Consider the following 26,885-nt stretch of genomic DNA (forward strand, 5'->3'; position numbering starts at 1 on the left):
CCGCTTTCGGTACGGGACAATCAATTGCTGCCATAACCACCAATTCCCGAAAAGGATCAAGAGCCGAGTTGCGCGGCGTGCACCGGATTGCGGGCCGTCCAGTCGGCGCGGTGCCGTTCGGCCGCACTCCGCGCCCGGTCCAGGGCCGCGGCGGAGACCGCTTCCGTCTCCCATGCCTCGGCCGTATGGCCCATTCCGGCCACGAAACGCTCTCCGAGAGGGGTCAGCAGCCCCGATCCGGCCAGCACCCGCACGGCCCGCGTCGTCTGCTCCCGCCACCGGGCGAACTGCGCCTCGGCCATGTCGGCCGCCGCGCCCTGCGCGGACCGCCGGCGCACCCGCCAGAAGTCCGTGACGGCGATGTGGGCGTACGTGCCCTGGAGCAGGCCGTCGAGGGGGCGCGGATCGGGTCGCCAGGGTGCGTAGAACAGCCTGCCGCCGTCGACGGGCTGATGCAGATCGAAACTGTCCATGACCGCGCCAAGCTTCACGTGCTGGAACTCGTGGACGATCAACAGGGCCAGCAGTTCGGGAGTTTCGGGCCGGGCCGCCCCGATCGCCCCGAACGCGTCCCGGGAGGCCGCACTGACATCGCTGCCGCCCGGCGCGTGCAGCGGCGTGACGACCCGGAGACCGGCCGACACTCCCGGGGCGTACGCGGGAAGTTCGTCCTGGATCAGCGCCCAGGCCTGGGCCAGGTCCTGCGCCCACAGCTTGGCCTCGCCGACCGAGAGCCGCCCGGCGACGGGCCACTGATGGCGGTCGCGCAGGGGGTCGGTGTCTTCCAGCGCAACCGACCAGCCCGCAGGTTCGACCACCCGCACCGGCTGCCAGTGCGGAGTGAGCCCGTCCACACCGTCCTCCCGGTCGATCCGCACATGCCGGCCCGCCGCGCGTACCGAGAACCCTTCGGCGTCCGCGGACACTTCGGCGAGCGCCGCATCGACGGGCAGGGTCACCGCGCCCAGGCCGGGAAGGCGGAGCAGCCCTTCCCTCACGGGGACGGCGACGGTGTCACCGCGGCCGGCCCGCAGCGCGGCGGCGGCCGCGATCTCGGCCAGACCCGCGGCGGCGGACCACGGCGGCCCGCCTTCGAGCACACGCAAGGCCCAGGGGCGGGTGTACGGGTGCGCCAGCACCGCGTCCAGCGCCTCGGGAGCTCCGGTGTCGAGGTCGATGAGCAGTTCCCAGGCCTGCATCGCCGTGCGGTCGCCGCGCGGGGCGCGCTCGCCGACGGCGGCCAGCAGTTCGTGGTTGATCTCCGCCTGGGCCGCCGCGAGCCGGCCCACGGTCGCGGCGCCGCCGAAGCCCGAGGCCAACTCGTCGAGTCCGGCCGCGTCGAGCGGTTCCGGGGCATTCGCCATGGGCACCGCCGCCTCCCGGTCGCGGATGTTCGTGATCAGTTTCATCAGATCGGGACAGAAGACCGAGGGGTTGAGGAAGCCGCTTCCGGTCCGGTAGCGATGTGCGTAGAGACCGCCTCCGCACGAGCTGACCACCGGGCAGGCCCGGCACTCGTCACTGAGCTGCTCCAGCCCTTGCTGGCGGGCGAGCATGCCCGGATGGGCGAGCACGTCGTCGAGGCTGTGATCGACGAGGTTCATCCCCGTGGCGGGTGCCGAGTCGTAGGCCGTCTTGAGGCTGTCGGCCTGTTCGAACGTACCGTCCGTCTCGATGACCACGAGGTCCGCCGGCGCCAGGCCCAGCGACTCGGTGAGGCTGCTCTCGCCGCGCAGCGTCCGCAGTACGGAGTCGAAGATCCGCACCGGCACCGGCCGCCCGGCCGCGGTCCACCGCCGGTGGATCACGTCGAGCCAGTCGGCGTAGGGCGTCGCGGAACCGTGCGGACGGGGCGGGGGCACGTCCCAGGTCGCGTGCGGGAGCAGGAAGTCGATGCGCGGCGGGTCGAGGGCCACGAGGGCGTCGTACACGGCGACCGGATCGTTCTCGACATCGATGGTGCAGAGCAGTCCGGCGAAGAGTCTCCGGTAGCCCGGACGGTTGAGCAGCGCGACCGCGCGCAGGACCTGGGGGTGACTGGTGCGTCCGTCCGCGTAGCGGCGATGACGGTCGTTGGAGGCTCTGTCGCCGTCTAGCGACACCCCGACCTTGATGCCCAGTTCGGCGAAGAGCTCGCAGAACTCCTCGTTGAGCAGAACGCCGTTGGTGTGGATGCGTAGATCGAGTGCGCTGATCCCGTCGAGTGCGCGGGTGAGTTCCTCGGCCGCGCACCGGATCCTCTCGGGGCCCGCGAGCAGCGGCTCCCCGCCGTGCAGGACCACGTGGACCATGGGAAGACCGTGTGCCAGGGCGTGTTCGGCGATGCGGTCCGCCGCCCTGGCCAGGGTCTGACCGGTGACTGCCCGGGGCCGGCCACGCCAGCTCGTGTCCGCGTGCTCGTACACGTAGCAGTGATCGCAGGCGAGATCACAGCGGCTGTGCATCTTCAGCACGAATTGGCTCAAAGAAGGGGGTGGCCGGTCCATGACGAGTATCTGTTCGGCTGCTCAGACGGACGACTGAAAGGCTGCGATCACCAACGGACTCGCCCCGGCGTCGGTCGACAGGAGTCGACTGATCGATGCGGGCAGGGCCCCGCCGCCCTGGACAGCGGCTCGCTGAGCGAGCGGCACCCGGGGCACGGCCTGGCTGCGGGGAAGGATCCCCGGCCGGACGGCCGCCGAGACGAGAGTAGTTTTCATTTAAAGCCCTTCATGTTGAGGACGTCCACGATCGCTGCGAACCCCGAAACGAACAGGGAAGAAATCCCCGTCTTTCCCTATAAATAGGACAAATCTTCAAAGACAGCCACTTGCGACACACGGGGGGCGCTGCGCACCACAACGCGCGCACGGGCCCCGCAGTTGCGGTCGCGTTCACGCGCACCCCCCGAACGGATGAAGCAGTGACCCGCCCGGCCCAGCCCGGACCGGGTTCGGGGCACACCGGGCCCAGCCTCCCGCAGAGCGGGGGCGGGGACCAGATGATGCACAAAGAGCACCGGCTCCCGAGACACGATTCGGTCAGACTCCGAGGCCTTCGAGGACGACCGCGCCCGGCAGCGCCGCCAGCGCCTTGCCGGGCATGATCAGCTTGCCCCGGCGGGTACCGCTGCCGATCAGGACCCACTCCTCGTCGGCCACGGCGGAGTCGATCAACAGGGGCCAGTCGCCGGGGAGTCCGACCGGCGTGATGCCGCCGTACTCCATTCCCGTCTCTCCGATCGCCGCCTCCATCGGGGCGAACGAGACCTTGCGGGCACCGAGATGCTTGCGCACGACACCGTTCGTGTCGATGCGGGAGTGGGACAGGACGAGACAGGCGGCCAGGGTGACCTCGCCCGCACGTTTGCCGGCCACCACGACGCAGTTGGCGGACCGGCGCAGCAGATCGGCCCCGTGGTGGGCGACGAAAGCCGCCGTGTCGGCGATCTCCGGGTCCGTGTCGACGTGGATGATCTGCTCGGCGGGAAATCCGCCCCAGCCCTCCCCCACCGCTCGGGCCACCGGGGCCGTGAGCAGTTCGAGACGGTCGGCAGCAGGGCTGGCATCCTCGAAGGAGCCGATGGGGGCGCGCATGCGCGCCACGCTAACAGCCCCTGGCCCGTTGCTGGTTGAGCGTCTCATCTGACGGGCGGGATCGACACGGCCATCATGATGCGGACGGGCTCGGAGCCCTCGTTGCGGTAGGCGTGCGGGTGGTGCGCCTCGAAGGTGGCGGAGGCTCCGGCGGGCACGTCGTACGGGGCGTCGTCGACCACCAGGGTGAGCGTGCCCGCGGTGACGTGAAGGAGCTCCACGGTGCCTTCGGGGTGCGGGTCGGACGCACTGGACTCGCCGGGCATCAGGTGCCAGGACCAGAGCTCCAGCGGACCCCGGGCCTCGGTTCCGACGAGCAGGGTGGTGGAGCTGCCCGCCTCGGTGGACCACAGGCGGACGGCCTGGCCCTCGGGGACCAGGCGGACCGGTGCGCCGCGCTCATAGTCCAGCAGGGTCGTGATGCTGACCCCGAGGGCGTCGGCGAGCTTGACCGTGGTGCCGACGCTGGGGTTGGTGCGGGCCTGCTCGATCTGGATGATCATTCCGCGACTGACCCCGGCACGGGCGGCCAGCGTGTCCAGGGTGAAGCCCCGCTCACCGCGCCAGCGCTTGAGGTTCCTGGCGAGGGACTGGGTCAGCTGGTCGAGATCCGTCACATTCCGTCCAATATTTTGGATGCCATGGTCGCGAATACTGCACTACGGTGTGCTGTACTCACCGTTCATCGCACTGTACTGCGAGGCCCGCTCATGACCGCACTGTTCGCCCTGGCCACCAGCCTGCTGTGGGGGCTGGCCGACTTCGGCGGCGGGGTACTGACCCGGCGCGTCCCCGCACTCACCGTGGTGGTCGTCTCGCAGGTGATCGCTGCGGTGGTGCTCGGCGTGATCGTGCTGATGACCGGCGGCTGGAGCGAGGCGGGCCCACAGCTCTGGTTCGCCGTCGCGGCAGGCGCGGTGGGCCCGGTGGCGATGCTGAGCTTCTACAAGGCCCTGGCACTCGGCCCGATGGGCGTGGTCTCGCCACTCGGTTCGCTGGGGGTCGCCGTGCCCGTGAGCATCGGGCTGGTCGTCGGCGAGCGTCCCGGCCTGCTGCAGTGCGCCGGAGTGGCCGTCGCCGTGGCCGGCATCGTCATGGCGGGCGGACCGCAGCTGCGCGGCGCCCCGGTACAGCGTCAGGCGGTCCTGCTGACCCTCGTCGCGGCGTTCGGCTTCGGGGCGGTGATGGCCCTCATCGCCGAGGCCTCCAGCACGGTGACCGGACTCTTCCTCGCCCTCTTCGTCCAGCGGATCACCAACGTGGCGGTGGGCGGCGCGGCGCTCTGCGCCTCCGTGCGGCGCGGCGCACGCGCCCTGCCCGCGGACGGGGGCAGGGCTGTGGTGCTCGCCGCGCTGCCGGCGCTGACCTTCGTGGGCCTCGCCGACGTCGCGGCCAACGGCACCTACTCGATCGCCGCACAGCACGGGCCGGTGACCGTGGCAGCCGTGCTGGCCTCGCTCTACCCGGTGGTCACGGCCCTGGCCGCGCGCGGACTTCTCGGGGAGCGGCTGCGCGGGGTACAGGCCGCGGGGGCCGGGCTCGCACTGCTGGGCACGGTGCTGCTCGCGACCGGCTGACGCGGGCCTCAGCTCTCGTCGAGCTCCGCCACGGCCAGGAGCTGTTCGGGGGTCACGCCCTCCGGGATGGGCACCGGGGCCGGTGTCCGCAGGGGCGGCTGCCAGCCCTTCTCGGGGTCCCAGCTCCGTACGACACGAGCCGGGGCCCCCGCCACCACGGCATGGTCCGGCACCTCTCCGCGGACCACCGCGCCCGCCGCCACCACCACGTTGCGGCCGAGCCGGGCGCCCGGAAGGATCACCGCTCCGGTGCCGATCCAGCAGCCCGGGCCGATGGTCACCGGCTCCATCCGCGGCCACTGCTTGCCGACGGGTTGCCGCGGGTCGTCGTAGCTGTGGTTGGTCGAGGTGATGTAGACGTACGGACCGCAGTACGTGTCCGAGCCGATCGTCACCGTGGTGTCCGCGACGACATGACTGCCGCGCCCCAGCACCACTCCGTCGCCGAGCGTCAGTACGGTGTCGGACCCGAGATCGAGATCGGGCATGAGCCCCGCCGTCAGGGTGACCTGCTCGCCGATGACGCAGTGGTTGCCGAGCTCGATCCACGGCTCGCCGAACACCGTGCCCTGGGGGAAGGCGAGCCGGGTGCCCTCGCCGATCCGGCGGAAGCGCAGACCGCCGGGGTGCGCCGCCGTGACCGCTCCGGTCCTCTGCACCCAGCGCCAGCAGCGGTGGACGGCCCCGGAGAGGGCGCGCCGACGCCAGGCGGTCACTGAGGAGAACGTGTTTCGGTTCTTCGGCACTCGCACACGGTAGTCGGCCGCTCCGCGGGCGATCGCCGCACGGCCCTGTGATCTTCACCCCACCCGGCCGCGAGGAGCCCGGCCCGTCGCATACCGTTTCCCGGGCGGGACAGCCGGCCGGCGACCGGACGGCCCCGCCCCACGGCACCGGAGCACGAGAGGACGCGCGATGGCAGAGCAGGCGTTGATCAGGGCCATGGGCGGCAAGGAGCCGGTCATCGACGCGGATGCCTTCACCGCACCGACCTCGGTCGCGATCGGTGAGATCACGATGGCCGCGGGCTCCAGCCTCTGGTACCACGCGGTCCTGCGGGCCGACTGCGGGCCGATCGTCATCGGAGCCGGCTCCAACATCCAGGACAACTGCAGTGTTCACGTCGATCCCGGGTTCCCCGTCACGGTCGGCGAGCGGGTGTCGGTCGGACACAACGCCGTCCTGCACGGCTGCACGATCGAGGACGACGTCCTGGTCGGTATGGGTGCCACCGTGCTCAACGGCGCCCACATCGGCGCCGGTTCGCTGGTCGCCGCCCAGGCCCTGGTCCCGCAGGGAATGCGCGTGCCCCCGGGCTCCCTGGTCGCGGGTGTGCCCGCCAAGGTCAAGCGGCAGCTGACCGAGGAGGAGCTCGAAGGCATCAGGTTCAACGCGGTCGGTTACGTGGAGCTGGCCAAGGCGCACCGACAGGCGTACGAGGACTGAGCGGGTGGGGCCGGTCGGACGGCCGGGCCCACGCACCCCGGCCGGTACGGCCCTCGCCGGACCCACGCACCCCGGCCGGTACGGCCTCACCGGTCGCCGGTCCGCGAGTGCCCGGTCCCCGGCCGGCCCCGCCGGCCGGCGGCCTGGAACGCCTTCGTCAGTCGGCGACCGGTACGGCCTCGGGTTCGGGCGCGGTTCCGGCGGACTGCGCGGCGGCCTTCTTGGCCCGGTTCTTGAGGATCAGCATCGAGGCGAGGCCGATCAGAACGGCGATCGCCAGTCCCAGGTACGAGAACCGCTTGAGCCAGGCCTCGGCCACGACGCCCACCGAGTAGATGACGGCGGTGGTGCCGCCCGCCCAGGCGATCCCGCCGAACACGTTGGCGATCAGGAACTTCCAGTACGGCATGTGCAGGACGCCCGCGAGCGGTCCGGCGAAGATGCGCAGCAGCGCGACGAAGCGGCCGAAGAAGACCGCCCACATGCCCCACTTCTGGAACGACCGCTCCGCCATGGCGATCTGGCTCTCGCCGAAGTGCCGTGGGAACTTCCCGCCGAGCCAGGCCAGCAACGGCCGTCCGCCCTTGCGGCCGATGGCGTAGCCGATCGAGTCGCCGATCACCGCCCCGGCCGTGGCGCAGGCGCCCAGGATCCACGGGTTGATGCCGTCGTGTCCCGCGGCCAGCAGCGCCGCGCTGATCAGCACGATCTCGCCGGGCAGCGGAATGCCCAGGCTCTCCAGCCCGATGACGACGCCCACCAGGACGTACACGCTGATCGCGGGGACGGTCTCCAGCCACTCCTGGATGTGCAACGCCGGTTCCTCCGTAGTGATGTCCCGATCGCCCGCCGGACAACTCCTCGGCGCACGGCGGAAGCCTACCGGTCGCCCTGCCGGCCCCGACAGGCCGAACGCGGCGGCCCGTCCCTGAACGCCCGCAGGGGCCGCCCGCTCCCTCCCGGGTGCGTGGCGGCCCCTGCGGGCACGTGCGGAATCAAGCGATCGGGCGCAGCGTCCAGAGCACGGTCATCTCGCCGGTCACCGCACCGTCGGCGCGCTCGATCCGGACGGCCACGGGGAATTCGGGTCGCTCGCCCGCGTCGAGTTCGGCGACGACGTCGGCCGCCGGGCGGCCGAGCGTGGCGGTCGCGGTCACCTCGCCCATCGCCAGCTTCCTGTAGGCGATCTGCGCGTTCACCGCGAGCGGGACGGCCCGCGTCAGCTGGTCGCCGAACGCGGCCATGACGACGGCACCGCTCGCCGATTCCGCGAGGGTGAACATGGCTCCGGCATGCGGTCCGCCGACGTGATTGTGGTAGTCGGCCTGGTCCGGCATGCGGGCCACCGCACGTTCGGCGGTGGACTCCAGGAATTCGAGGTTGAGGGTCCGGACCATCGGAACCGACGCGGCGACCCTCTCGCCCGCGGTCATCTGTTCAGCGCTCATGAACTCGATGTTACTCACCGGTAGAGATGTTTGGCCATGGCTTCGCGGCCAAGCACCCACGTCCCGGACGCATCCTTCACCGTCCGCTCACGGGGGCGGACGTAGCCGCCCGCGCGGCGCCCCTCTATCGTTACTCGCCATGTGGCCAGGACAGCAGCCGCCCGGGGGCGAGCAAAACCCGCAGGACCAGAACCAGAACCCGTACCAGCAGCCGGGGTACCAACAGCCGAACCCGTATCAGCAGCCGGGGTACCAGCAGCAGCCCGGCCCCGAGCAGCAGCCGGGGTACGGCTATCCGCAGCAGGGCCAGCCGGGGCAGCAGCCCGGGTACGGCTACCCGCAGCAGGGACAGCCGGGGTACCAGCAGCCCAATCCGCACCACCAGCAGCCGACCGTCGCGCAGTACGCGGTGCCCGGTCCGCCCGGCGGGCCCGAGCCCGGCAACGACAAGAAGAAGACGACCGTCATCGCCATCGTCGCGGCGACCGCGGTCGTGGTGGCGGCGGCGGTCACCGGTGTCGTCGTGCTGGGCAAGGACGACGACAAGGACGGCAAGAACGTCGCCGACGGCAAGAAGTCGTCCGCGCCCGCCAAGCCCTCCGACGCCGCTTCCTCGCCGGTGGCGAACCCGCGTGGCGAGGACGGGGACGCCAAGCCGCTCGTCGCGGGCTGGAAGGTCGTGACCAACCCCAAGTGGGGCACACAGTTCGACGTGCCCGGCGACTGGGAGGTCGGGTCGCCCGGCACGTTCTCGTACTTCGAGGACGACGCGAAGGGTGACGGCTCGCCGCTCATCGGCTTCTCCGCGCCGGCGGACCTGAAGAAGAAGTGGTGCGTCGACGACTTCGACAAGGACGGCACCAAGGAGAACTACAGCCTCGCCGGTACCGGCACCCGCGGCGCGGAAGGTGCCACGGACGGCGCCCTGAACGCCAGGAACGAGGCGGGCACCTGGGCCTGGGCCGCGTACGCCCAGCACATGCCGAAGAAGACCATCAAGATCAGCAAGGCCAAGCAGTACACCACCACGTCGGGCCTGACGGGCAGCCTGGTCACGGCGACCGCCCCGAACGTCACCAAGAAGAAGAAGTGCGACAGCGACGGCAAGACCTTCGCCTTCACCTTCAAGAACAGCAGCGGCGCCTTCTCCTCCTGGGTGCTGTACGCCGCGGCCGGCGTCTCGGGCGAACTGCCGGACGCCACGATCCAGAAGATCCTCAGCACGGTACGGCTGGTGAAGATCACCGAGTCCTGACCGGCGGAAACGCATTTGGCACAACGGGGTCATTGCCGCGATAGTCCCTGAGTGACTGACGCAGCCCACCCCGCACCCCGCCCGGACCGCCCCACCCCGGCGGGCCGCAACTACCGGCTGCTGACCGCCGCCGCGATCATCACCGGCCTGGGTACCCATGGCGCGCTGATCGCGGCGGCGTTCGCGGTTCTGCAGTCCGGCGGAGACGGCGGGGACGTCGGTCTGGTGGCCGCCGCCAGGACCGCGCCGCTGGTCCTCTTCCTGCTGATCGGCGGGGCGATAGCCGACCGGCTGCCGCGCCACCGTGTGATGGTCGCGGCCAACACCCTGAACTGTCTCTCCCAGGGCGTCTTCGCCTGGCTGGTGCTGGCCGGTGACCCGCAGCTCTGGCAGATGATGCTGCTGACCGCTCTGTGCGGAACCGGCCAGGCCTTCTTCAGTCCCGCGGCCGAGGGCATGCTGATGTCCAGCGTCAGCGGTGAGCAGGCGAGCCGCGCCTTCGCCCTGTTCAGGATGGCCATGCAGGGCGCGGCCATCGGCGGCGCGGCGCTCGGCGGGGCGATGATCGCCGCGATGGACCCGGGCTGGGTGCTGGCCGTCGATGCCGCCGCCTTCGCCCTGGCGGGCGCACTGCGCGCCTTCCTCGACGTCAGCCACATCCCCGCCCGGGAACCGGGCGGCGGCCTCCTCGCCGATCTGCGGGACGGCTGGCAGGAGTTCATCGGACGCCCCTGGCTCTGGTCCGTCGTCGCGCAGTTCTCCGTGGTCGTCGCCGCCGTCGGGGCCGCGGAGGCGGTCTACGGGCCGCTGGTCGCCCGGGACGAGCTCGGGGGCGCCCGCCCCTGGGGCTTCGCGCTGGCCGCGTTCGGTGCCGGCACCGTGGCCGGGGGCCTGCTCATGGTCCGGTGGAAGCCGCGGCGGCTGCTGCTGGCCGGGACGCTCTGCGTCTTCCCGCTGGCCCTGCCCTCGGCGGGGCTCGCCGTTCCGCTGCCGGTGGAGGGCCTCTGCCTGGTGATGTTCGTCAGCGGCGCGGCCATCGAGGTGTTCGGCGTCTCCTGGATGACGGCCATGCATCAGGAGATCCCGGAGGAGAAGCTGTCCCGGGTCGCCGCCTACGACTGGTTCGGCTCGGTCGCCATGGTGCCGCTGGCCACCGCGCTCGCCGGACCGGTGGAGTCCGCGGTCGGCCGCAGTCAGGCGCTGTGGGGCTGTGCGGGTCTGGTCGTCCTGGTCACCGGCGCGGTGCTGTTCGTGCCGGACGTACGCAATCTGACCCGCCGGACCACGTCCACCGAGGTACTGGCCAAGGTCCCGCCGGCGTCAGCCGATGCTGAAAGCCCCGTCGGGCGGCTCGGGTGAGGCGACCGCCTCGTCGTCGCCGACCGGCCGGGCGCCCTTGAGGAAAGCGGCGACCGCGTCGCCGTACGCGACGCGGGCCGGAAACGCGTCGGCTGCGCAACGGCGGGTGAGCGCGGCCGTGTCGAAGGGTTCCTGCGACGCGACGAGGACCAGATTGCCGAAGCGCCTCCCGCGCAGCACGGCGGGTTCGGCGATCAGGGCCAGCTCCCCGAAAACGGTCGCGAAGGTCGCCAGCTGCGAGCGCATGAAGCCGAACGGCGCTCCGTCGGCCAGGTTGGCCGCGTAGATCCCGTCCGCGCGCAGGGCGCGTGCCGCAGCCCGGGCGTAGGGCACGGACGTCAGGTGGGCCGGCACCCGCGAGCCGCCGAAGACGTCCGCGATCACCAGGTCCACCGAGCCGGGGGCCGTCTCCTCCAGCTGCCTGCGGGCGTCCGCGGCATGCACCGTGATTCCGCTGCGGCCGGGCAGCGGAAGGTGTTCCGCGACCAGGCCGAGCAGCGCGCGGTCCGCCTCGGCGACGACCTGACGGGAGCCGGGCCGGGTCGCAGTGACGTAGCGGGGCAGGGTGAGGGCGCCGCCGCCGAGGTGCAGGACATCCAGCGGCGCGCCCTCTCCGGCCGCGCAGTCCACGACGTGGGCCAGCCGGCGCGCGTACTCGAACTCGAGGTGTTCCGGCGCGTCCAGATCGACGTACGACTGGGGTGCGCCGTCGACCGTGAGCAGCCAGGCCCGCTCCCGGTCCACGTCGGGAAGCAGCCTGGCGGTGCCGTGGTCCACGTCGCGGACGACGGGTATCGACTCGTTCACTCCCCCATTGTGAGGCGTGGACCGGGCTGTTCCCGACCTGAGGGCGGGACAGCCCTTGGGGAGGCGGCCCCGGGTCCGCCTCCCGGGATACGGGAGACGGACCCGAGCGGTCCCGCGGCTCAGAGCACCCCGGTGACGGTGCCCGCGCCGACGGTGCGGCCGCCCTCACGGATGGCGAAGCCGAGACCGGATTCCAGTGGCACGTCGCGGCCGAGTTCGACGGTCATGGTGACCGTCTCGCCGGGACGCGCGACCGCCGCCGCCCCGAGGTCCACGTCGCCGACGACATCGGCGGTCCGGATGTAGAACTGCGGCCGGTAGCCGGTGGCGACCGGAGTGGTGCGGCCGCCCTCGCGCCCCGACAGGACGTACACCTGCGCGGTGAAGCGCCTGCTCGGTGTCACGCTGCCGGGAGCTGCCACCACGTGCCCGCGTCGCACCCTGTCGCGCTCGACCCCGCGCAGGAGCAGCGCGACGTTGTCGCCGGCCTCGGCGGACTCCATCGGCTTGCCGAAGGTCTCCAGACCGGTCACGACGGTCTCGATGTCCGCGCCGAGCACGGACACCCGGTCGCCGACGCGCACGGTGCCGCGCTCCACGGCGCCGGTGACGACCGTGCCCCGGCCGGTGATGGTCAGGACGTTCTCCACCGGCAGCAGGAACGGCGCGTCGGTGTAGCGCACCGGCATGGGTACGTAGGTGTCGACGGCGTCGAGCAACGCCTCGACGGCCGCGGTCCAGCGCGGGTCGCCCTCCAGCGCCCGCAGGCCCGACACCCGCACCACGGGCACGGTGTCGCCGCCGTACCCGTGCGCGGACAGCAGCTCACGCACCTCCAGCTCGACCAGGTCGGTCAGCTCGGGGTCCCCCGCGTCCGCCTTGTTGAGGGCGACGACGATGTGGTCGACGCCCACCTGGCGGGCGAGCAGCACGTGCTCGGCGGTCTGCGGCATGATCCCGTCCAGCGCGGAGACGACGAGGATCGCCCCGTCGAGCTGGGCGGCGCCGGTGACCATGTTCTTGATGTAGTCGGCGTGTCCGGGCATGTCGACGTGCGCGTAGTGGCGGGTGCCGGTCTCGTACTCGACGTGCGCGATGTTGATGGTGATGCCGCGCTGCGCCTCCTCGGGCGCCCGGTCGATGCGGTCGAACGGGACGAACGTGCCGGTGCCCCGGTCGCTGAGGACCTTCGTGATGGCGGCGGTCAGGGTGGTCTTGCCGTGGTCGACGTGGCCCATGGTGCCGATGTTGAGGTGCGGCTTGGTGCGCACGTATGCCGTCTTGGGCATGGTGAGTTCCTTGGGATGCGAAGCTGGAGAGAGGACCCCGGGGCCCGGCCGACCCTCCCCTTGCGGGGTCCGCCGGACAGTCGGGGGAGGGTCAGCTTCGGGCGCCGCCGAAGGGCGCTGCGGCAGCGGTGCACGCTGCTGCGTCAACTGCTGCGAGGGGGCTCACGGCAGCCTTCGGCGCGTCCGCGACTGCGGACCGCGCTGCGAGGAAGGCGTACCGGAACATGACTCGATCATGTCCGACGGCTGTCGGCCCGTCGAGCGAATTTCTGCGGGCGGTACGGAGGTTGGGCCCGGTGCTCCTCAGAGGTGCTTGGTGGCCTCTCGTACGGACAGCGGCGCCAGCCGGTCCCGGGCACCGCCGACGAACTCCCGTACGGCGTGCGGGTCCGTCTTGGCGTACTCCCGCAGGCACCAGCCGATCGCCTTGCGGATGAAGAAGTCGGGATGGTCCGCCCGGCGCAGGCAGTAGCCGAAGAGCCGGTGCGCGTCGGTGGCCTCCCTGAAGCGGAGCTGGTGCAGCAGCGCGGTGCGGATGGTCCAGAGGTCGTCGTCCTCGATCCACTCGTCCATGGTCCGCCGCAGTACCGGGTCGGCGGCCACCAGCGGCCCGGCGACATGGGCGGCCAGGAGGTCGACGGTGTCCCACCAGGACGCGGTGGTGACCAGATGGCGCAGGACCGGAACGAATCCGGACGAGCAGCGTGCGACGTGACGGCGCAGGTAGTCGACGGCGAAGTACTGGTACTCGCGCTCGGGCAGCGCCCAGCAGCGCAGCGCGATCGCGGCGCAGTCCGGCTCCTCGGGGCGCGGGGTGCCTTCGAGGACGGTCCGGGACAGGGCGCGGCGGCGGGGCGTGGGAATGCCGAGGAACGGTGCGATCTGCTTCATGTACGCGGCAGCCGACCGGGCGCGTTCGGGGTCGGCCGCCGTGGGGTACAGCGCGGTCAGCCGCTCCAGCACCGTGTCGGCGAGAACGCTGCGGGGCAGGGCGGGGGCCGGTGCGGGGCGCTCCGCGGCCGGTTCGGCTCCATGGCTCATCACGGTCACATTACGGCGATCACCTCGGGTATTCGGTTACTCTCCCCGAATGCTCGACCCTGTCCCCGTTCCTGCCACCCGGCCCGCCGGTGGCCTCGCCGTGCGCTGCACGCGGGTGCTGCTGTCGCCCTGGTCCCGGCTCTCCCTGCTCGTGGCCGTGCTGCTGGCCGCCGCGTCGACGATGCTGCTCCTGGAGCCCCAGCGGCTGCTGGCCTCGGGCTGGCCGGCCCAGCTGAGCGGCGGAGCCGCCGCGGTCGTGCTCTTCGGCCTCGCGTACGGCGTCTGCACGGTGGCCTTCGTCCCGAGACCGCTGCTCAACCTCGCCGCCGGTGCACTGTTCGGCTCGCAGGCCGGGCTGGCGGCGGCCCTGGCGGGCACGGTGCTGGGCGCGGGCATCTCGTTCATGCTCGGCCGGGTCCTGGGCCAGGAGGCGCTGCGTACGCTGCTGCGCGGGCGCTGGATGCGTGCGGCGGACGGCCAGCTGAGCAGGCACGGCTTCCGCTCGATGCTGGCGCTGCGGCTGTTCCCCGGGGTGCCGTTCGCCGCGGCCAACTACTGCGCGGCCGTCTCGCGCATGGGGTACCCGCCGTTCCTCGTGGCGACGGGCCTCGGGTCGATCCCGAACACGGCGGCGTACGTCGTGGCGGGGAGCGAGGCCGCCTCGCCCACGTCACCGGCCTTCCTGGCCGCGATGGGCTTCATCGTGCTGACGGGCGCGGGCGGGGCCGTCGTCGCCTGGCGGCGGCGCCACCGGCTCGGCGTGGATCGGGCGCAGTGAGGAGGAGGGCTGCGCGGGGGTAGTCGTCGCCGTGTTCATCCGGGGGCGATACGCTGCCCGCGACCGACTGACGATCTCCGGGCCCGGTGCGGCCCTGTCATCACACGACCGCAATCCGCACGCCGCCGACGGCTCGACGCCGTCGGCCGATGCATGATCACTCCGGGATGGCCCAAGCCCCATGAGCTGGTTCGAATCGTTCGTCCTCGGCCTCGTTCAAGGACTGACCGAGTTCCTGCCGATCTCCTCCAGCGCGCATCTGCGGCTCACCGCGGCATTCGCCGGCTGGCACGATCCTGGCGCGGCGTTCACCGCGATCACCCAGATCGGCACGGAGGCCGCAGTCCTCATCTACTTCCGCAAGGACATCGTCCGCATCGTCTCGGCGTGGTTCAAGTCGCTGACGGACCGTTCGATGCGCGGCGACCACGACGCGCAGATGGGCTGGCTGGTCATCGTCGGCTCGATCCCCATCGGCGTGCTCGGTGTGACGTTCAAGGACCAGATCGAGGGTCCGTTCCGCGACCTTCGGCTGATCGCCACCACCCTGATCGTGATGGGCATCGTCCTCGGCGTCGCCGACCGGCTGGCCGCTCGCGACGAAGCCGGCGGCAAGCACCGGGCCGTCAAGGAGCGCAAGTCGCTCAAGGAGCTCGGCGTCAAGGACGGCCTGATCTTCGGCTTCTGCCAGGCGATGGCTCTCATCCCGGGCGTCTCCCGGTCGGGCGCGACGATCAGTGGCGGTCTGCTCATGGGGTACACCCGTGAGGCGGCGGCACGTTACTCGTTCCTGCTCGCGATCCCGGCCGTGCTCGCCTCCGGTGTCTTCGAGCTGAAGGACGCGGGCGAGGGCCACGTGTCCTGGGGCCCGACGATCTTCGCGACGTTCATCGCGTTCGGCGTGGGATACGCGGTCATCGCCTGGTTCATGAAGTTCATCACGACCAAGAGCTTCATGCCGTTCGTGATCTACCGCATCGTTCTGGGCATCGTGCTGTTCATCCTGGTCGGCGCGGGGTCCCTGAGCCCGCACGCGGGCGAGTCCGCAGGCTGATCAAGTAGCCATATCTAGCATCATCCAGCACTTTCAGGCACCTTCGCGTATCTACGCGTCGTGAGCATCTCCCACTTTCCTCCCACTCACCTCCCGCCAGGAGGACCAGGAGGAGCGCAACCGAGCGAGATGCAAACAAAGTCATGGCAACAGAGGAGGGCCCGCACAGGGCCCTCCTCTGCGGTCTGTGGGCCCAGCCCGGCAGGCCGTCGCTCCGCCAACGCAACGCGTCCCCCTTGAGGGCCTATCGCGACCTGCCGTCGCCCACACCGGTTGCCGCAGAGCTCGCCAGCGATGACAAGGAAGCCTCCTCCGCGCAAAAACCGCCGCCCCGTTCTCCATGAGCGCAGCGCCGCCACTTCACTGACAGTTCGGAACCGGACTCGAACCGGACCCGCGCAAGCCTCTGACCAGCCAATTCCTACCTGACCTGGGCTGCATTCCCCGTTCCATCCCGTCCGTTCCCATCCGTTCCCGTTCCATCCCGTCCGTTCCCATCCGTTCCCGTTCCATCCCGTATCGGTGCGCCCGTGAGCGCACGGGCCGTTTGTGCCGATGCGCACGAAAGGCCCGAGCGTCCGAAACCAAGCCCACCCCCGGCCCGCAGTCATGAGCGGGCTGGGGGCGGGGCACTGAGCAGGGCTCAGAGCGCGTCGACGACCTTGCACAGCACGGCGGAGCTTGCCGGGACGTCGTGGTTCAGCCGGACCGCGCGGTGCGGCAGCTCGGCGAGACGCGCCGCGACTTCGGCCCGCGCACTCTCCAGGCCCCCTCCGTCCACGCCCTGCGCCTGCCCGAAGACGTCCGGGTATCGGTCCTCTGTTGCACCCGACATGAAGTCGTCTTCACCAAGTGTGCGGGTGCCGACGATGACGTCCGGCGCCGCGTCGGTCTCGACCTGGGGGAAGAGGAGGCCGGCCGCCCGGCCACCCGTCGCCAGCGGCACGCTGAACAGCGCCGGGAACTGGTCCGGGAACACCTGGACCTTCCATTCCCGCTTCACGTTCTCCCACAGCGGCGTGTGGTCACCGGCCAGCAGCGCCTCGGTCACCGACTCGTGCTGAGTCGGGTGGAAGCTCCCTCCCTTCTGCAGGTGCTCCCGCGCGGTGACGTCCCAGCCGAGCGAGTGCAGCAGGCCCAGGCCGAGCGCGGCGGCCGACGGCCACGGCACGACCTCGACGTCCCGCTCGCCGGTCGGCCGGACCAGGACCCGGTCGTTGGCGAGGAGCTGCCAGCCGCGCGAGGCGAGCAGCAGGGCCGTGGTCGTCTTCCCGGCGCCCTTGTCGCCGAACGTGAGGAGCGTGGCGCCGTCATCCGGCCGCACGACGGCCGACGAGTGGAGCACAGCCCACCCGTCGCGGAGGAGCTGCCCACGGATGGCCTCCCGCGCGATGCGCGCGGCGGCCAGGGCGAGCGGCTCCACGTCGGTACCGGAAAGGACCAGTCGGCCTGACGGCGGTGTGCTGCGGTACGCGATGCCCTCGCTCGGCGACGTCGCGACGATGTCCTCGCCGTCCCGCGCCACCAGCAGCTCGTGCTTCGCGTAGTCGACCGTCTCCGTGTCCCGGCCGTCGTTGACGAGACGAGTGGTCACCTCGTAGTCGTCCGGGTCGACGTCCGCGATCACCACGGCCTCGGCGCACACGCCGGCGCCATCCACCGACGTGGCGTTCCACCACGGTCCGAAGTAGCGCAGGGCCCAGTCCGTGACCTCCGGCCGGTTGCTGAGTACGGCGACGGCCGCCGTGGCGGCCTCGAGTCGGGTAGCGCTGATCATGCGGTGATCCTCTCGGGAAGAGCGGGGAGATGGGTGTAGGCGTCGCGGAGACTGCTGGCCGCAGAATCCAGACACAGGCGTTCGGAACGGGTGAGGGGAGGCAGGCACGGTGCGGCCATGCCTCCGGTGAAGCGCAGCGGGAGCCCGAGGTAGACGTCGCCGTACGGGACGGACAGCTCCTCGACCCCGTCGACCAGGCCGAGGACCTTGCGGAGCGCGGAGAGCACGGCGCCGGTGGGCCCACAGCGAGTACGGCCGATCCCGTTCCGGATCAGCGCCGGGCGGCGCTGGAGGTCATCCAGGACGGTCCGCATCGGGACTTCGATCGGCTGACCGCCGACGGTGGTTGTCGACGCACACACGACGGCGCGGTCACCGTGCTCGCCGATCACATGCCCGCGCACGAGCTCGGGGGACACCTGGGCGTACCGGGCCAGCAGCAGCCGGTACCGGGCCGAGTCGAGATTCGAGCCGATCCCGAAGACTCGGGTGCAGCCCGACACATCGGCGAAGCGGCGGGCCATCAGGTCCACCGGGTTCGTCACGACGAGGACGGCACCGCGGTACCCGCACAGCTCCCGCGCCAGCTCACCGAGAGCGGGCGCGTTCGCGGTCGCACCACCGCGCCTTATGTCGCGCTCGGCCGTGTTCTTGAAGTCGGTCCGCAGGGCGATCACGACCGCGTCGCAGCCGTGGAGGTCGGCGACATCGCCGGCTTCTACCCGCGACCGGGACCGGGCAGTGAGCGCGAGGTCCTGGAGGTCAGCAGCCAAGCCCTGCACCTGGCCGGCCCGGCGTGCCACGACGAGCAGCCTCTCGGGCAGTGCAGCGGCAACGAGGCCGGTGGCAAGGGTCTGCCCGACCGCACCCGCCCCGACGACGCCCACCACCGGGCCGTTCATCGCGGGCTCCCGGCGGTGTGTTCGACCTCGGAGAAGACGGCTTCCAGGAGGCGGGAGCCGGCCATCGACCCGACGAGGAAGGCGCCCACCCGGTCCACGACGCCCGCGACCGTGCGGGCCTGCGCGACGAGGGCCTGCTGATGGGGAGCCAGCGGGAGCCCTGGGGGTGCGCTGAGGCACGTGCTCAAGATGCTCACCGTGTCCATGAGCCACAGGACCAGGACCTCACGCAGACGTGCAGACCGCTCGTACTCGGGCAACCCCGCGATGTGCCGCGCGAGCGTGGAGGCGACCCCCTGCACGATCTCCCGCCCGGCCCTCGGCTCCGGGTGCCCGACGGCCAGGAGGAGCGTCCGGCCGGTGAGCTTCGCGATGTCCGGCTCAGGCCCGGCGGCCCACTGCACGGCCGGGTCGATGAAGGTGAGGCTGGGGCCGTCGAGAAACACATGCTCGGGCTTGAGATCCCCGAACACCACGGCGTCCTGGCTGGACGAGATCGAACCGGCCATCCGGAGCAGCCGCCGCACTGCGGTCCGCATCAGGTCGATGACCTCCTGGCGCTCGTGCTCCTGGAGGCCACAGTCCTGGCCGAGCGACCGCAGATATGCCGACGTGCTCAGGCCGTTGAACTTCCGGCGGAACACACCGACGACGGAACGCTCACCGATCGGCGCCGCTTCACGCAGGCACTCCGCGCCGCCTGGTCTGTGCAGCTCGCCGAGAGCGCCGAGAACCGCGCCGAGGAGCGCACCCGTCTCCCGCGGACGGGACGCCAGCTCGTCGGCCAGCGGCCTGCCCGGAACGATCCGCGTGAGCAGGACGCCGCGGTGCAGCCCGGCAGTCCCGCACACCCGAGGGCGCCCGAGCTTACGAAGGAAGTCCAGGTTCCGCGCCTCGCGTCCGGTCAGCAGGTCACTGCTCTCGACGTACGCACGCTGCGCTTCCTGGACCTCTTCCCATGTCCCCCCGGCGCCTCGCAGGATCGACACCAGGGACATCCCCAGCCAGCTGTACTTCGCGATCACCTCCTCGCCGTCAACCGTGACCCGGCAGACGTACGACGTGACGCTCGGGCACTGCGGGCCGAGGACGACATCCTTGTCCGGCCACGCCTCCTCAACTGCCCGGGTGATCATCTGTTGGCTCGCGGCGTGCAGCAGCGCTGCGTCCACCGCCGTCTTCTCGCTCGTAGTGAGGGTCACCGGCCGCCTCCTTGTGGGATCGCGCTTCCTCTGGGTACTCGTCGCGCGTTCGGGGTGCGTGATGGGCAGGCGGCGAAACGAGAGCCGCCTTGGTCCGCTGCACGGCGCGCACCGAGGGTGATCGGTGATCGCGCGGCACGGGACGAAAGCAGTAGATGTGCACGAAGTGGCAGTCAGGTCCGGTGGTGCGCGTGGATCAGGGATTCCATCCGCCGGATGCATGGCAGACAGCAGCAGAAGGGCGCTTCCCCGTACTCCGGGCTCTGGATGGGCCCGAGCCACAGCACCGGGACGTCGGCCGCTTCACAGCGCCGGCACCGACCACTGATCCACTCCCTTTCCACAGGTTGGCTATCCGCGGGAGATGCCGACGAACAGGGCTCCCAGTAGCGCCGCGAGGGCAACCACATAGAGGACCTGGTGACCGCGCTCATTCATCGGGGCTCCGCGCTTCTCAGGCCGACGGGTGTCATGAAAGGAGATCTGCAACGCCGCTTGCTGCGAGCAACACGGCGAGGAACAAGAGGAACCCGAAGCAGCTGGGCTGGGCCAAAGTGCACAGGCACCCCTGATGGCTGTCCGCGACCAGATTGGTCGTCCTGGAGACGGTCTCGTGGTCGCGCATGTACGTAGCGCCATTCCTCCGCGCCGCCCGGCAGGTCCGCCTGCCGGCCCGTCGTTTCAATCACATGAGTTCCATGGCCAGTCGGCGAGGCCAAGGTGTCCAAGATCAGGTGGCAGCACAGGCCGGGCCTCGACGTGCTTCCTGCCAGGAGCGGTTCAGGCGCAACCGTGTCGGGCACGTAGCGGAAGTACGGCAACGGGCACAAACCAAGGTGTGCCCGAGCAGCGTTTTGTACTCGGCGTCTCCAGTGGACGGCCCCTTTACGGGGGTAGTCATTGGTGGTCCTCCTCAGCAGCCCGGCAGGCAGCAAGCTCCCGCTGGAGCGCGCCATAAGTGACGACCTGGAGGACCGCCACCGGATTGCATCGATCTCCGGGGCCATCCATCGGCACGCACCAATACGCACGTGCCTCCTCGGGATCGGTCCGCTGCGGGCGCGGCACTCCGAGGTAGGCACCAGAGCCGAGGCATTCGACTCCTGGCACCGCACGCCTGTCCCACCGCCGTGCCGTGCTGGCCGGCACGAGGGCGTAGTACCGCTGGGACGACGTGTCGATGAACACCGGCCCGCTCAGTGCTTCGCCCAGGTAGGTACTGATGCGGCCAGCTTCCCGAGTGCCAGCTGCGGCCTGCACAAGGTCGGCAGGGATGCGGACGGCCGTGAAGACACCGCCGCAGCGCAGCAGCGCAATACCTCGCGTCCCCCACTCGTCGCGGGCCTTGGCGATGTCATGTGCGGCGGTGAGCAGCCAGTGCCCCACAGCCCTTTCGCGATCCTTCCGCGAATGCACGAGCACGCCCGTACTCGGCTGGATCGGAGCTCGTGCGTCGCTCATCGCACTACCTCGGACAGCCCACATCCACTACTCGTGAATCCTCTTGTGCTGAATGCAAGTTGGGTACGCTCGATCATGGCGACTCCTAACCAGTCGTCCATGCCCCGGGTCGCGGACACCACCGCCTATCCCGGGGCCTCGGCGTACAGAGTGGACTTCCGACGAAAGCCCGGCCTCCCGGCCTCGGGTATACCCATCATGGGTACAGACCGTGGAATGCCACCGCGCAGACTCAGGCGAGCAGGAAGAGTGCCGCATGATCTACCAGCCACCTACGGCCCTGCCGCGGGATCTTCTCAGCGACGGGGCCGTGCAACGGGCCCTAGCCGAGCACGACTTTGGGACTGTCTTCCGGATCGCTCGCGAGCGGACCGGGATCAGCTACTCGAAATTCGCCGCCGAGTGCGACATCAAGGCGGAGCGAGTCGGAACTCTCGCGCGAGGCCAGGGGCGGATCACGACCTTCGAGAAGATCGTGCAGATCGCGGACGCTCTGCGCGTCCCTGGGCACATGCTCGGCCTCACTCCCCGCCCGTGGGAGGCGGGCGACATTCCTGCTGGAACGTCGCCCCGCACAGAGAACGGACCGAACTTGCGCCGCCGCACCATCCTCCAGGCAGCGACCTCAACCGGCCTGGCCGCCGCCCTGCCCGATCTCCACCGACCTGAACCGCCCGCTCGCGTCACCGACACCTACGTCGATGGCCTACGCAAACGTACGGCCCGGCTCCGACGCCTGGACGACGTCCTCGGCGGAGGCGACACCTATCGCGTATACCTCGGCGAGGTCCAGTACACCAAGAGCATCCTGCGCCAGGGCTCGTTCACCGACGTCGCCCGCCGCCGGCTCACAGCGCTCCTTGCCGAACAGGCTCAGCAGGCTGGATGGGCCGCCTTCGACGGAGGCCACACTCGTGCCGCCACCTCCCTCTACGAGGAAAGCCGCACCTATGCCCGCGACGCACAGGACTCCGACCTGTACGGCAACTCTCTTGCGTTCCTTGCCTACGGCACCCTCTCGGACGACCGGCGCACCGCAGTCACGTTCGCACGGGACTCCTGCGCGACCATCACCGCCCGCACTCCGTCAAGCGTCCGCGCGCTGCTCTACGAACGGCTTGCCTGGGCCTGCGCCGTGGACGGCCAGCCTTCCGGCACCGAGACCGCGCTGGCCGCAGCGCGCGAGTCTCTAGCGAACCCGCAGGATGGCGAGCCTCAGCCTGACTGGTCGGTGTGGGTCGACCACACAGAGCTAGACATCATGACCGGCCGCTGCTGGACAGAACTGCGGCGCCCCCTGCGCGCAGTCCCCGTCCTCACAAGGGCCCTCGGCGGGTACTCCGACGATCACGCCCGCGATAAGGCGCTCTATCTCTCCTGGCTGGCCGACGCGTACCTCACTGCGGGCGAGATCGAGCAGGCCGCCGAAGCCATCGGCAGCGCGCTCGACCTCGCATCCGGTGTCGCCTCCATCCGGCCGCGACAGCGAATCCTCCCGTTGCTCGACCGCCTGCGTCCTCACGCCGGCGTCGGCCCTGTCCGGGAACTCCTGCAGCGCACAGCCGGCTAGGACTGCTCCACAGAATCACTGATCCACGTCAGGCACTTCTCAGCACCCGCAACGAGGGGCACAGCACACACTTCAGGGTTGTCCCACGGGTGGTTCTCCACGAGGTACGCCTCCAGCGCCGGATACCGGTCCCGGGTCGTCTTCAGGAGCAACTGCCACTCCTCGCCGGTGCCGTACTCCCCCAGGTGCCAGAACACGCTGGTCACCGGCCCCACGATCTGGGCCCCCGCCGCCAGGCGCTGCTGGACCGCCAGCCCCGCAAGCTCAACGGCCTGAGCTTTCGTCTCGGTTGCTGTGGAGACCTGCACGTAATCAGTCATGGCCTGGAGAATAGTCAGGGCAGCGCTCGCTCAGTAGAGCGTCTGGACGGTGCCGGGCTAGTACTCCAGCGGTAGATCGTGATCTTGCCGATGGAAGGGCCGAAGGCTGAGTGGCTTCCTGCGTTTGCCGGGAGGGCCCGACTCGGCGGATCAACCGCTGTGTCGGGTGATCGTGATGTCGATGGCGCCGGCGTTCGCTCCGGGCGAGTCCACTGCAACACGCACGTTGAACTCACCGCGGTCGCCGACCGGATCTCGTCCAGGTCGGCGTCGACCGACGCCATCGTGCGGTGGTTCCCGGAGAGGACGAGCTCGCGGCCCTCGTCGTACTCGCCGCCCGCGTAGGTCAGCGGGGTCGAGGTGAGGCAGCCGTCGCGGCGGACGTTCTCCACCTGCCGGTCGTACTCCTCCTTCCGCATGAAGCGGGCGTTCACCTCCAGCCGGGTGAGGAGCCGCGGGTCTCGGCGGACGAGGCGGGGCCGGAACAGGGGGGTGACGCTGTCGCTCATCGCATGTCTTTACCGTGCTTGGTCTTCCACAGGTCGAGGGCTCCGGCGAGGTCGTAGAAGCCGAGGGGGCCGCCGTACTGGAGCTGGTAGCGGTGGATCCCGTCACCCGAGTCCTTCGGGGTGGCCTCGGTGCGTTTCTGCAGGCGCACGCCGGGGATCCCGCGCCCGTACTTCGCGCTGTTGGGCCGGTCCTGGACCTGCTCGATGATCCGTTCCTTGGCGTCCTCGTCCAGTTCACCGAACGTCGGCTCGGGCCAGTCGAAGGCGGCGTCGATCGGTGTGAACTGGCTGGTGCAGTCCCCGGAGTAGAACGGTGGGAAGAGGACCACGGGGGCGTCGGCCGGAGCCTGGTCGCGGTAGTCACGGACGCCGCCGGCGAAGAACGAGCCGCGGCGGGTCTCCAGGCCGCGCAGCTTCGTCGCGGTCTTCTCATGCATCCTCGGCCATTGCTCTTGGGTCGCGGCCAGCATCCGCCGGTAGTAGACGCCTTCCTTCCCGACGTACTGGAGGAACCGGGTCCCGAGCATCAGCGTGGCCATCAGGTCCGCCCGGCCTTCCAGGTATGGATGGAGCCAGCCCAGCTCCTCTTCGAAGTCCTCGCGCAGGGTGAACTCCAGGGGGTCACCGGCGAGGTACCAGCCGAGAGCGCACGAGTACGCCTGGATGTCGTTGCCGTGCACCGGCCGTGAGCTGCCGAACTTCTCGTGCAGCACCCGCTCGATGGTCATGTTCCCGGAGCAGCCGACGTAGATGTCGGACTCAGGCCACGTGCCGGCGTGCTCGTAGTGATCGACCGGAGGGGCGCGGGAGTCGAGCCGTGAAACATGGGCCGCTCCTTGGGAGACCTGCCGAGATGGGCGGCGATGGGAGCCGACGGGCAGGCCCCGCCCTTGGGACATCGGTGCAGGCCAGGGCGGTACGACGAAGCCCTCGACCCGGGCGGGTACCGGTCGAGGGCTTCGGGTGGAGCGCCGGCCTGGATTTGAACCAGGACCTCCCGCCCGGAAGGCGGGTGTGCTGCGTTTGCACTACCGGCGCGTGTGGACGATTGCAGGCAAGCCCTAGCAATCGCTCACGCACCGCACTCTATACGCACTCAGTGTGATGGATCAGGCCGCTTGGCGACCGAAGAGCCTCGCGAACCGCAGGGTGACGCCGGAGATTGGGGCGCGGAGCAGCACGTTGGCGGCGAACTGGGCGGCCACGGCGGGGCTCATGGAGTCCATCTCGGCACCCCACTCGATTCGGTAGTGCTCACGCTCCTTCGCCGGCAGAAAGTAGAGCGCGAGGCCCAGTTTGCGCTGGGCAACCCTTGTCGAGCGATCGGGTGTGGGCTCGGCACTCGCGCTCACGCGATCCCGCATCATGCGGGCCCTCACCACCACTTCGACGGTTACATGGAAGCCCTCGACGGGTGGCCCGTACTCGCCCTTGAAGACGGCCAGCAACTCCGGGGCAGTGGGCGAGCGACCGTTCAAGTCCGCGAACTTGTCCGCGAGCTCCCAGAGGAGCAACATTTCAGGGTCGTCTGCGACGTCCACGAGGTTCACCCTCGACTCGCCCGCGTTGACCACTCCGTACAGGGTCACACCCGACTTCCCACTCACCGATTCACCGGGGAGCGGCTCGGACGATCGATGCGACCTTCCCCTGCCGCGGCGGAGCAACTCGGTGACCGCCGGGACTAGCGTCGCCGCGGCGGTGACAATGGCCGCCGCCTCCGAAACGCCGCTCACGCCACACGACCTTCGGGGCGAAGCGCGGCAGCCCCGCGGCGCTTCCGGCCGCTCGCCTTGGCCAGGGCTGCAGTCGCGGACTGGGCACCCTTCTGACTGAGCCTGTAATAGCGGCGCTTAGGGCGCCCTTCCTCGTGAGTATCGATGTCTTCCCAGCGGCTCTCCAGCCACCCGCATTGCTCCAGCCGAATCAGGATCGGATAGATGGATCCGGGCGCGAGGCCTGCGGCGTCGCTGATCTCAAGCCCGTAGTGCTCGTCGGCCGGCTTCGCGATCAGCGCGCTCAGCACGGCCTTCGTCGCCATCGTCATTCTCGGCTCACCCATACCCATAGCGTACCGCGACATAGCTATATCGAGATAGACCCACCCTGTATCGAGATGGACTGACCCTATGTTGAGATAGACACAGCCCCCTATATAGAGTAAGACTATGCCGCACGGCGGGCTGGCGAGTCGTCAGGGAGGCGACCGACCCCCGCCGAAGATCGGGTGCGTCGTGATCGATTGGGCCATCGTGGCTTTGCTCTGCGGTGTCGGGCTGCTCATCGCGGTCATAGTCGGCGGCATCGCTGCCGCACTCCCCGACCCCGCGGCCCCTCACTGGTCGGACCGGTGCCGCCGGGGCGCCAAGGCGTTCGCGGGGACGCTGACGCTGCTCATCGCGCTGGCGGGCGCGATCATCCTGCTCATCAAGGCGGTGCACGGCCTCTCGTAACGACTTGCCGGGGGGAGAGGTGGTGAATCGAGCGGCTGTCGTTGCGCGACTGGGTCTGTGTCCGCCTCGTTGCCGCCGCTTGAGGGGTGGGAGCTGGGGGCCAGGAGTGGCTTAGGCAGCCGTGTGGAGCCGTGGCAGGTGGTCGGCTGGGGCTCCGGAGCGCCTGTGGGGCCGCGACCGGATGGTGGTCGCGGCCCCACAGGGCTGCCGGAGGCTACTCGGCGGCGGGCGCCTGGTCGTCGTCCTCGGGCTGGGCGTCCTCGACAGCCGGGGCGCCCGGGGACTGCGAGCAGACCACCCAGACGGCCAGCCCTTCGCGAACGTGGTCCAGGGGGGCCGTCTCGCACGACAGGCGCGCACCACGGCCGCGCATGCGGGATGGACGCGCAGCGCGGATTCCTTCACGGCCGACCAGGCGTCGGCGGTCAACCAGGTTCGCACCGGTAGCCCGGTGCCGACGTGGCGGATACTCGACGGCCCCATCCGGACTTGGCGTGCTGCGGGACCGGCCGGCTACGCGCCTCGTGAGGCTCTAATCGTCCCGCCGCGGCCACAGCTCGTCGTACTCGCTGTAAATGCCGGCGTCGGACCCAGACCCTCCCCTCGACCCCTTCTTCGGATCACGGGCAGCAAGCCACCACACCACCGCAACTAAGCCAATCACGACCCAAAAGCCCATAGGGGCGAGTGAACACCCGCCCCCGGGGCGGGTCAACCAAAAGCAGGAAAGCTGGGCTCGCGGAAGTCGCTGGACGCGAGGAAGGGGCCGAGGCCGTGTGGCCTCGACCCCTCTTCGGGCGGGTGGCGGCTACGGGGCGTCCGGCGCCTGGCCCTCGTCGTTGGGCTGCTGGTCCTCGGCGGCCGGGGCTCCCGGGGACTGCGGGCAGACCTGCCAGACGGCCAGCTCCTCGCGGACGTGGTCCAGGGCGTCGGCCTCGTCGCCTCTCGCGCACGCGGGATCCCAACCTGAACGGGCACTGTCCTCGCACCCTCATTCGCCGTAGCCATCTGCGTTCCCCTCGGCTCAGACCGGACCCACGCCGCCAGCCTCCGCGTCGC

The 26,885-nt window shown here is 70.4% G+C and carries 27 protein-coding genes and 1 tRNA gene; 8 read left to right on the forward strand and 20 right to left on the reverse strand.

The window, feature by feature from the left end; translation table 11 throughout:
- Positions 1-56 precede the first annotated feature (56 nt).
- From ACIQMX_RS24875 to ACIQMX_RS24885, 3 genes are all read right to left on the reverse strand, one after another.
- Positions 57-2,486 carry an FxsB family cyclophane-forming radical SAM/SPASM peptide maturase gene (locus tag ACIQMX_RS24875; protein ID WP_402481198.1) on the reverse strand — a complete coding sequence of 810 codons (2,430 nt, stop codon included), beginning with the start codon at positions 2,484-2,486 and terminating at the stop codon, positions 57-59.
- A gap of 537 nt (positions 2,487-3,023) precedes the next feature.
- Positions 3,024-3,578: a YbaK/EbsC family protein gene (locus ACIQMX_RS24880; RefSeq protein ID WP_363070825.1), complete on the reverse strand. Its 555-nt coding sequence runs from the start codon at positions 3,576-3,578 to the stop codon at positions 3,024-3,026.
- A 44-nt stretch (positions 3,579-3,622) separates the two neighbouring features.
- A complete protein-coding gene (locus tag ACIQMX_RS24885) occupies positions 3,623-4,195 on the reverse strand; it encodes an XRE family transcriptional regulator (RefSeq protein ID WP_363070823.1) in 573 nt (190 codons plus the stop codon).
- Positions 4,196-4,288: 93 nt separating this feature from the next.
- Between ACIQMX_RS24885 and ACIQMX_RS24890 the strand changes: the two genes are divergently transcribed.
- Positions 4,289-5,155: an EamA family transporter gene (locus ACIQMX_RS24890; RefSeq protein WP_363070821.1), complete on the forward strand. Its 867-nt coding sequence runs from the start codon at positions 4,289-4,291 to the stop codon at positions 5,153-5,155.
- Between the two features lie 8 nt (positions 5,156-5,163).
- On the opposite strand, the gene ACIQMX_RS24895 is transcribed toward ACIQMX_RS24890, so the two are convergent.
- The gene (locus ACIQMX_RS24895) at positions 5,164-5,901 is read right to left on the reverse strand and encodes an acyltransferase (RefSeq protein ID WP_363070819.1); all 738 of its coding nucleotides are present in this window, start codon (positions 5,899-5,901) and stop codon (positions 5,164-5,166) included.
- 169 nt (positions 5,902-6,070) lie between these two features.
- Between ACIQMX_RS24895 and ACIQMX_RS24900 the strand changes: the two genes are divergently transcribed.
- Positions 6,071-6,601: a gamma carbonic anhydrase family protein gene (locus ACIQMX_RS24900; RefSeq protein WP_363070817.1), complete on the forward strand. Its 531-nt coding sequence runs from the start codon at positions 6,071-6,073 to the stop codon at positions 6,599-6,601.
- 157 nt (positions 6,602-6,758) lie between these two features.
- Here ACIQMX_RS24900 and ACIQMX_RS24905 read toward each other — a convergent pair whose 3' ends face one another.
- A complete protein-coding gene (locus ACIQMX_RS24905; protein WP_363070815.1) occupies positions 6,759-7,415 on the reverse strand; it encodes a DedA family protein in 657 nt (218 codons plus the stop codon).
- Positions 7,416-7,596: 181 nt separating this feature from the next.
- Positions 7,597-8,034 carry a DUF4442 domain-containing protein gene (locus ACIQMX_RS24910; RefSeq protein WP_363070924.1) on the reverse strand — a complete coding sequence of 146 codons (438 nt, stop codon included), beginning with the start codon at positions 8,032-8,034 and terminating at the stop codon, positions 7,597-7,599.
- Between the two features lie 154 nt (positions 8,035-8,188).
- On the opposite strand from ACIQMX_RS24910, the gene ACIQMX_RS24915 reads away from it, so the two are divergent.
- Together ACIQMX_RS24915 and ACIQMX_RS24920 are read left to right on the forward strand one after the other, a co-directional pair.
- Entirely contained in the window at positions 8,189-9,304 is a 1,116-nt protein-coding gene (locus tag ACIQMX_RS24915; RefSeq protein WP_402481204.1) for a hypothetical protein, read from the forward strand.
- 51 nt (positions 9,305-9,355) lie between these two features.
- The gene (locus ACIQMX_RS24920) at positions 9,356-10,663 is read left to right on the forward strand and encodes an MFS transporter (RefSeq protein ID WP_363070811.1); all 1,308 of its coding nucleotides are present in this window, start codon (positions 9,356-9,358) and stop codon (positions 10,661-10,663) included.
- Here ACIQMX_RS24920 and ACIQMX_RS24925 read toward each other — a convergent pair.
- The 3 genes from ACIQMX_RS24925 to ACIQMX_RS24935 form a co-directional block, all read right to left on the reverse strand.
- The gene (locus ACIQMX_RS24925) at positions 10,625-11,470 is read right to left on the reverse strand and encodes a spermidine synthase (RefSeq protein ID WP_402481207.1); all 846 of its coding nucleotides are present in this window, start codon (positions 11,468-11,470) and stop codon (positions 10,625-10,627) included. The genes ACIQMX_RS24920 and ACIQMX_RS24925 overlap by 39 nt on opposite strands.
- A gap of 119 nt (positions 11,471-11,589) precedes the next feature.
- Positions 11,590-12,759 (reverse strand): elongation factor Tu, encoded by a 1,170-nt coding sequence (gene tuf, locus ACIQMX_RS24930; protein WP_363070807.1) that lies wholly within the window; start codon positions 12,757-12,759, stop codon positions 11,590-11,592.
- A gap of 303 nt (positions 12,760-13,062) precedes the next feature.
- A complete protein-coding gene (locus tag ACIQMX_RS24935) occupies positions 13,063-13,800 on the reverse strand; it encodes a DNA alkylation repair protein (RefSeq protein ID WP_402481209.1) in 738 nt (245 codons plus the stop codon).
- A 49-nt stretch (positions 13,801-13,849) separates the two neighbouring features.
- On the opposite strand from ACIQMX_RS24935, the gene ACIQMX_RS24940 reads away from it, so the two are divergent.
- Both ACIQMX_RS24940 and ACIQMX_RS24945 read left to right on the forward strand, forming a co-directional pair.
- Positions 13,850-14,578, forward strand: a complete 729-nt coding sequence (locus ACIQMX_RS24940; protein WP_363070803.1) for a TVP38/TMEM64 family protein — start codon at positions 13,850-13,852, stop codon at positions 14,576-14,578.
- Positions 14,579-14,759: 181 nt separating this feature from the next.
- A complete protein-coding gene (locus ACIQMX_RS24945; RefSeq protein WP_363070801.1) occupies positions 14,760-15,632 on the forward strand; it encodes an undecaprenyl-diphosphate phosphatase in 873 nt (290 codons plus the stop codon).
- A 643-nt stretch (positions 15,633-16,275) separates the two neighbouring features.
- On the opposite strand, the gene ACIQMX_RS24950 is transcribed toward ACIQMX_RS24945, so the two are convergent.
- The 4 genes from ACIQMX_RS24950 to ACIQMX_RS24965 form a co-directional block, all read right to left on the reverse strand.
- Entirely contained in the window at positions 16,276-17,409 is a 1,134-nt protein-coding gene (locus ACIQMX_RS24950; protein ID WP_402481212.1) for a hypothetical protein, read from the reverse strand.
- Complete coding sequence (locus ACIQMX_RS24955) at positions 17,406-18,311, reverse strand: NAD(P)-binding domain-containing protein (RefSeq protein WP_402481215.1); 906 nt, start codon at positions 18,309-18,311, stop codon at positions 17,406-17,408. The genes ACIQMX_RS24950 and ACIQMX_RS24955 overlap by 4 nt, the downstream gene beginning before the upstream one ends.
- A complete protein-coding gene (locus tag ACIQMX_RS24960; protein ID WP_402481216.1) occupies positions 18,308-19,513 on the reverse strand; it encodes a phosphotransferase in 1,206 nt (401 codons plus the stop codon). Before ACIQMX_RS24960 ends, ACIQMX_RS24955 begins: the two co-directional genes overlap by 4 nt.
- Positions 19,514-20,410: 897 nt before the next feature.
- Positions 20,411-20,974, reverse strand: coding sequence for a hypothetical protein (locus tag ACIQMX_RS24965; RefSeq protein WP_402481219.1), 564 nt, complete (start codon positions 20,972-20,974; stop codon positions 20,411-20,413).
- A gap of 256 nt (positions 20,975-21,230) precedes the next feature.
- On the opposite strand from ACIQMX_RS24965, the gene ACIQMX_RS24970 reads away from it, so the two are divergent.
- The gene (locus tag ACIQMX_RS24970) at positions 21,231-22,544 is read left to right on the forward strand and encodes an XRE family transcriptional regulator (RefSeq protein ID WP_402481222.1); all 1,314 of its coding nucleotides are present in this window, start codon (positions 21,231-21,233) and stop codon (positions 22,542-22,544) included.
- On the opposite strand, the gene cutA is transcribed toward ACIQMX_RS24970, so the two are convergent.
- The 6 genes from cutA to ACIQMX_RS25000 all read right to left on the reverse strand — a co-directional run bounded on the left by cutA (position 22,541) and on the right by ACIQMX_RS25000 (position 25,435).
- Positions 22,541-22,864, reverse strand: a complete 324-nt coding sequence (gene cutA / locus ACIQMX_RS24975; protein WP_363070789.1) for a divalent-cation tolerance protein CutA — start codon at positions 22,862-22,864, stop codon at positions 22,541-22,543. The genes ACIQMX_RS24970 and cutA overlap by 4 nt on opposite strands.
- Before the next feature lie 14 nt (positions 22,865-22,878).
- The gene (locus ACIQMX_RS24980) at positions 22,879-23,373 is read right to left on the reverse strand and encodes a hypothetical protein (RefSeq protein WP_402481224.1); all 495 of its coding nucleotides are present in this window, start codon (positions 23,371-23,373) and stop codon (positions 22,879-22,881) included.
- On the reverse strand, positions 23,370-24,101 hold the full coding sequence (locus tag ACIQMX_RS24985; RefSeq protein ID WP_402481227.1) for a hypothetical protein: 732 nt from the start codon (positions 24,099-24,101) through the stop codon (positions 23,370-23,372). The genes ACIQMX_RS24980 and ACIQMX_RS24985 overlap by 4 nt, the downstream gene beginning before the upstream one ends.
- A gap of 236 nt (positions 24,102-24,337) precedes the next feature.
- Positions 24,338-24,411, reverse strand: a tRNA-Gly gene (locus tag ACIQMX_RS24990).
- A gap of 71 nt (positions 24,412-24,482) precedes the next feature.
- Positions 24,483-25,109 carry a hypothetical protein gene (locus ACIQMX_RS24995; protein WP_363070783.1) on the reverse strand — a complete coding sequence of 209 codons (627 nt, stop codon included), beginning with the start codon at positions 25,107-25,109 and terminating at the stop codon, positions 24,483-24,485.
- Positions 25,106-25,435 carry a helix-turn-helix transcriptional regulator gene (locus tag ACIQMX_RS25000; RefSeq protein ID WP_363070781.1) on the reverse strand — a complete coding sequence of 110 codons (330 nt, stop codon included), beginning with the start codon at positions 25,433-25,435 and terminating at the stop codon, positions 25,106-25,108. The genes ACIQMX_RS24995 and ACIQMX_RS25000 overlap by 4 nt, the downstream gene beginning before the upstream one ends.
- 172 nt (positions 25,436-25,607) lie before the next feature.
- Here ACIQMX_RS25000 and ACIQMX_RS25005 point away from each other — a divergent pair, with 172 nt between their 5' ends.
- On the forward strand, positions 25,608-25,826 hold the full coding sequence (locus tag ACIQMX_RS25005; protein WP_363070779.1) for a hypothetical protein: 219 nt from the start codon (positions 25,608-25,610) through the stop codon (positions 25,824-25,826).
- Positions 25,827-26,040: 214 nt separating this feature from the next.
- On the opposite strand, the gene ACIQMX_RS25010 is transcribed toward ACIQMX_RS25005, so the two are convergent.
- Positions 26,041-26,199, reverse strand: coding sequence for a hypothetical protein (locus ACIQMX_RS25010; protein WP_363070777.1), 159 nt, complete (start codon positions 26,197-26,199; stop codon positions 26,041-26,043).
- Positions 26,200-26,885: the final 686 nt, after the last annotated feature.

Source organism: Streptomyces sp. NPDC091416 (assembly GCF_044756845.1).
Taxonomy (GTDB): Bacteria; Actinomycetota; Actinomycetes; order Streptomycetales; family Streptomycetaceae; genus Streptomyces.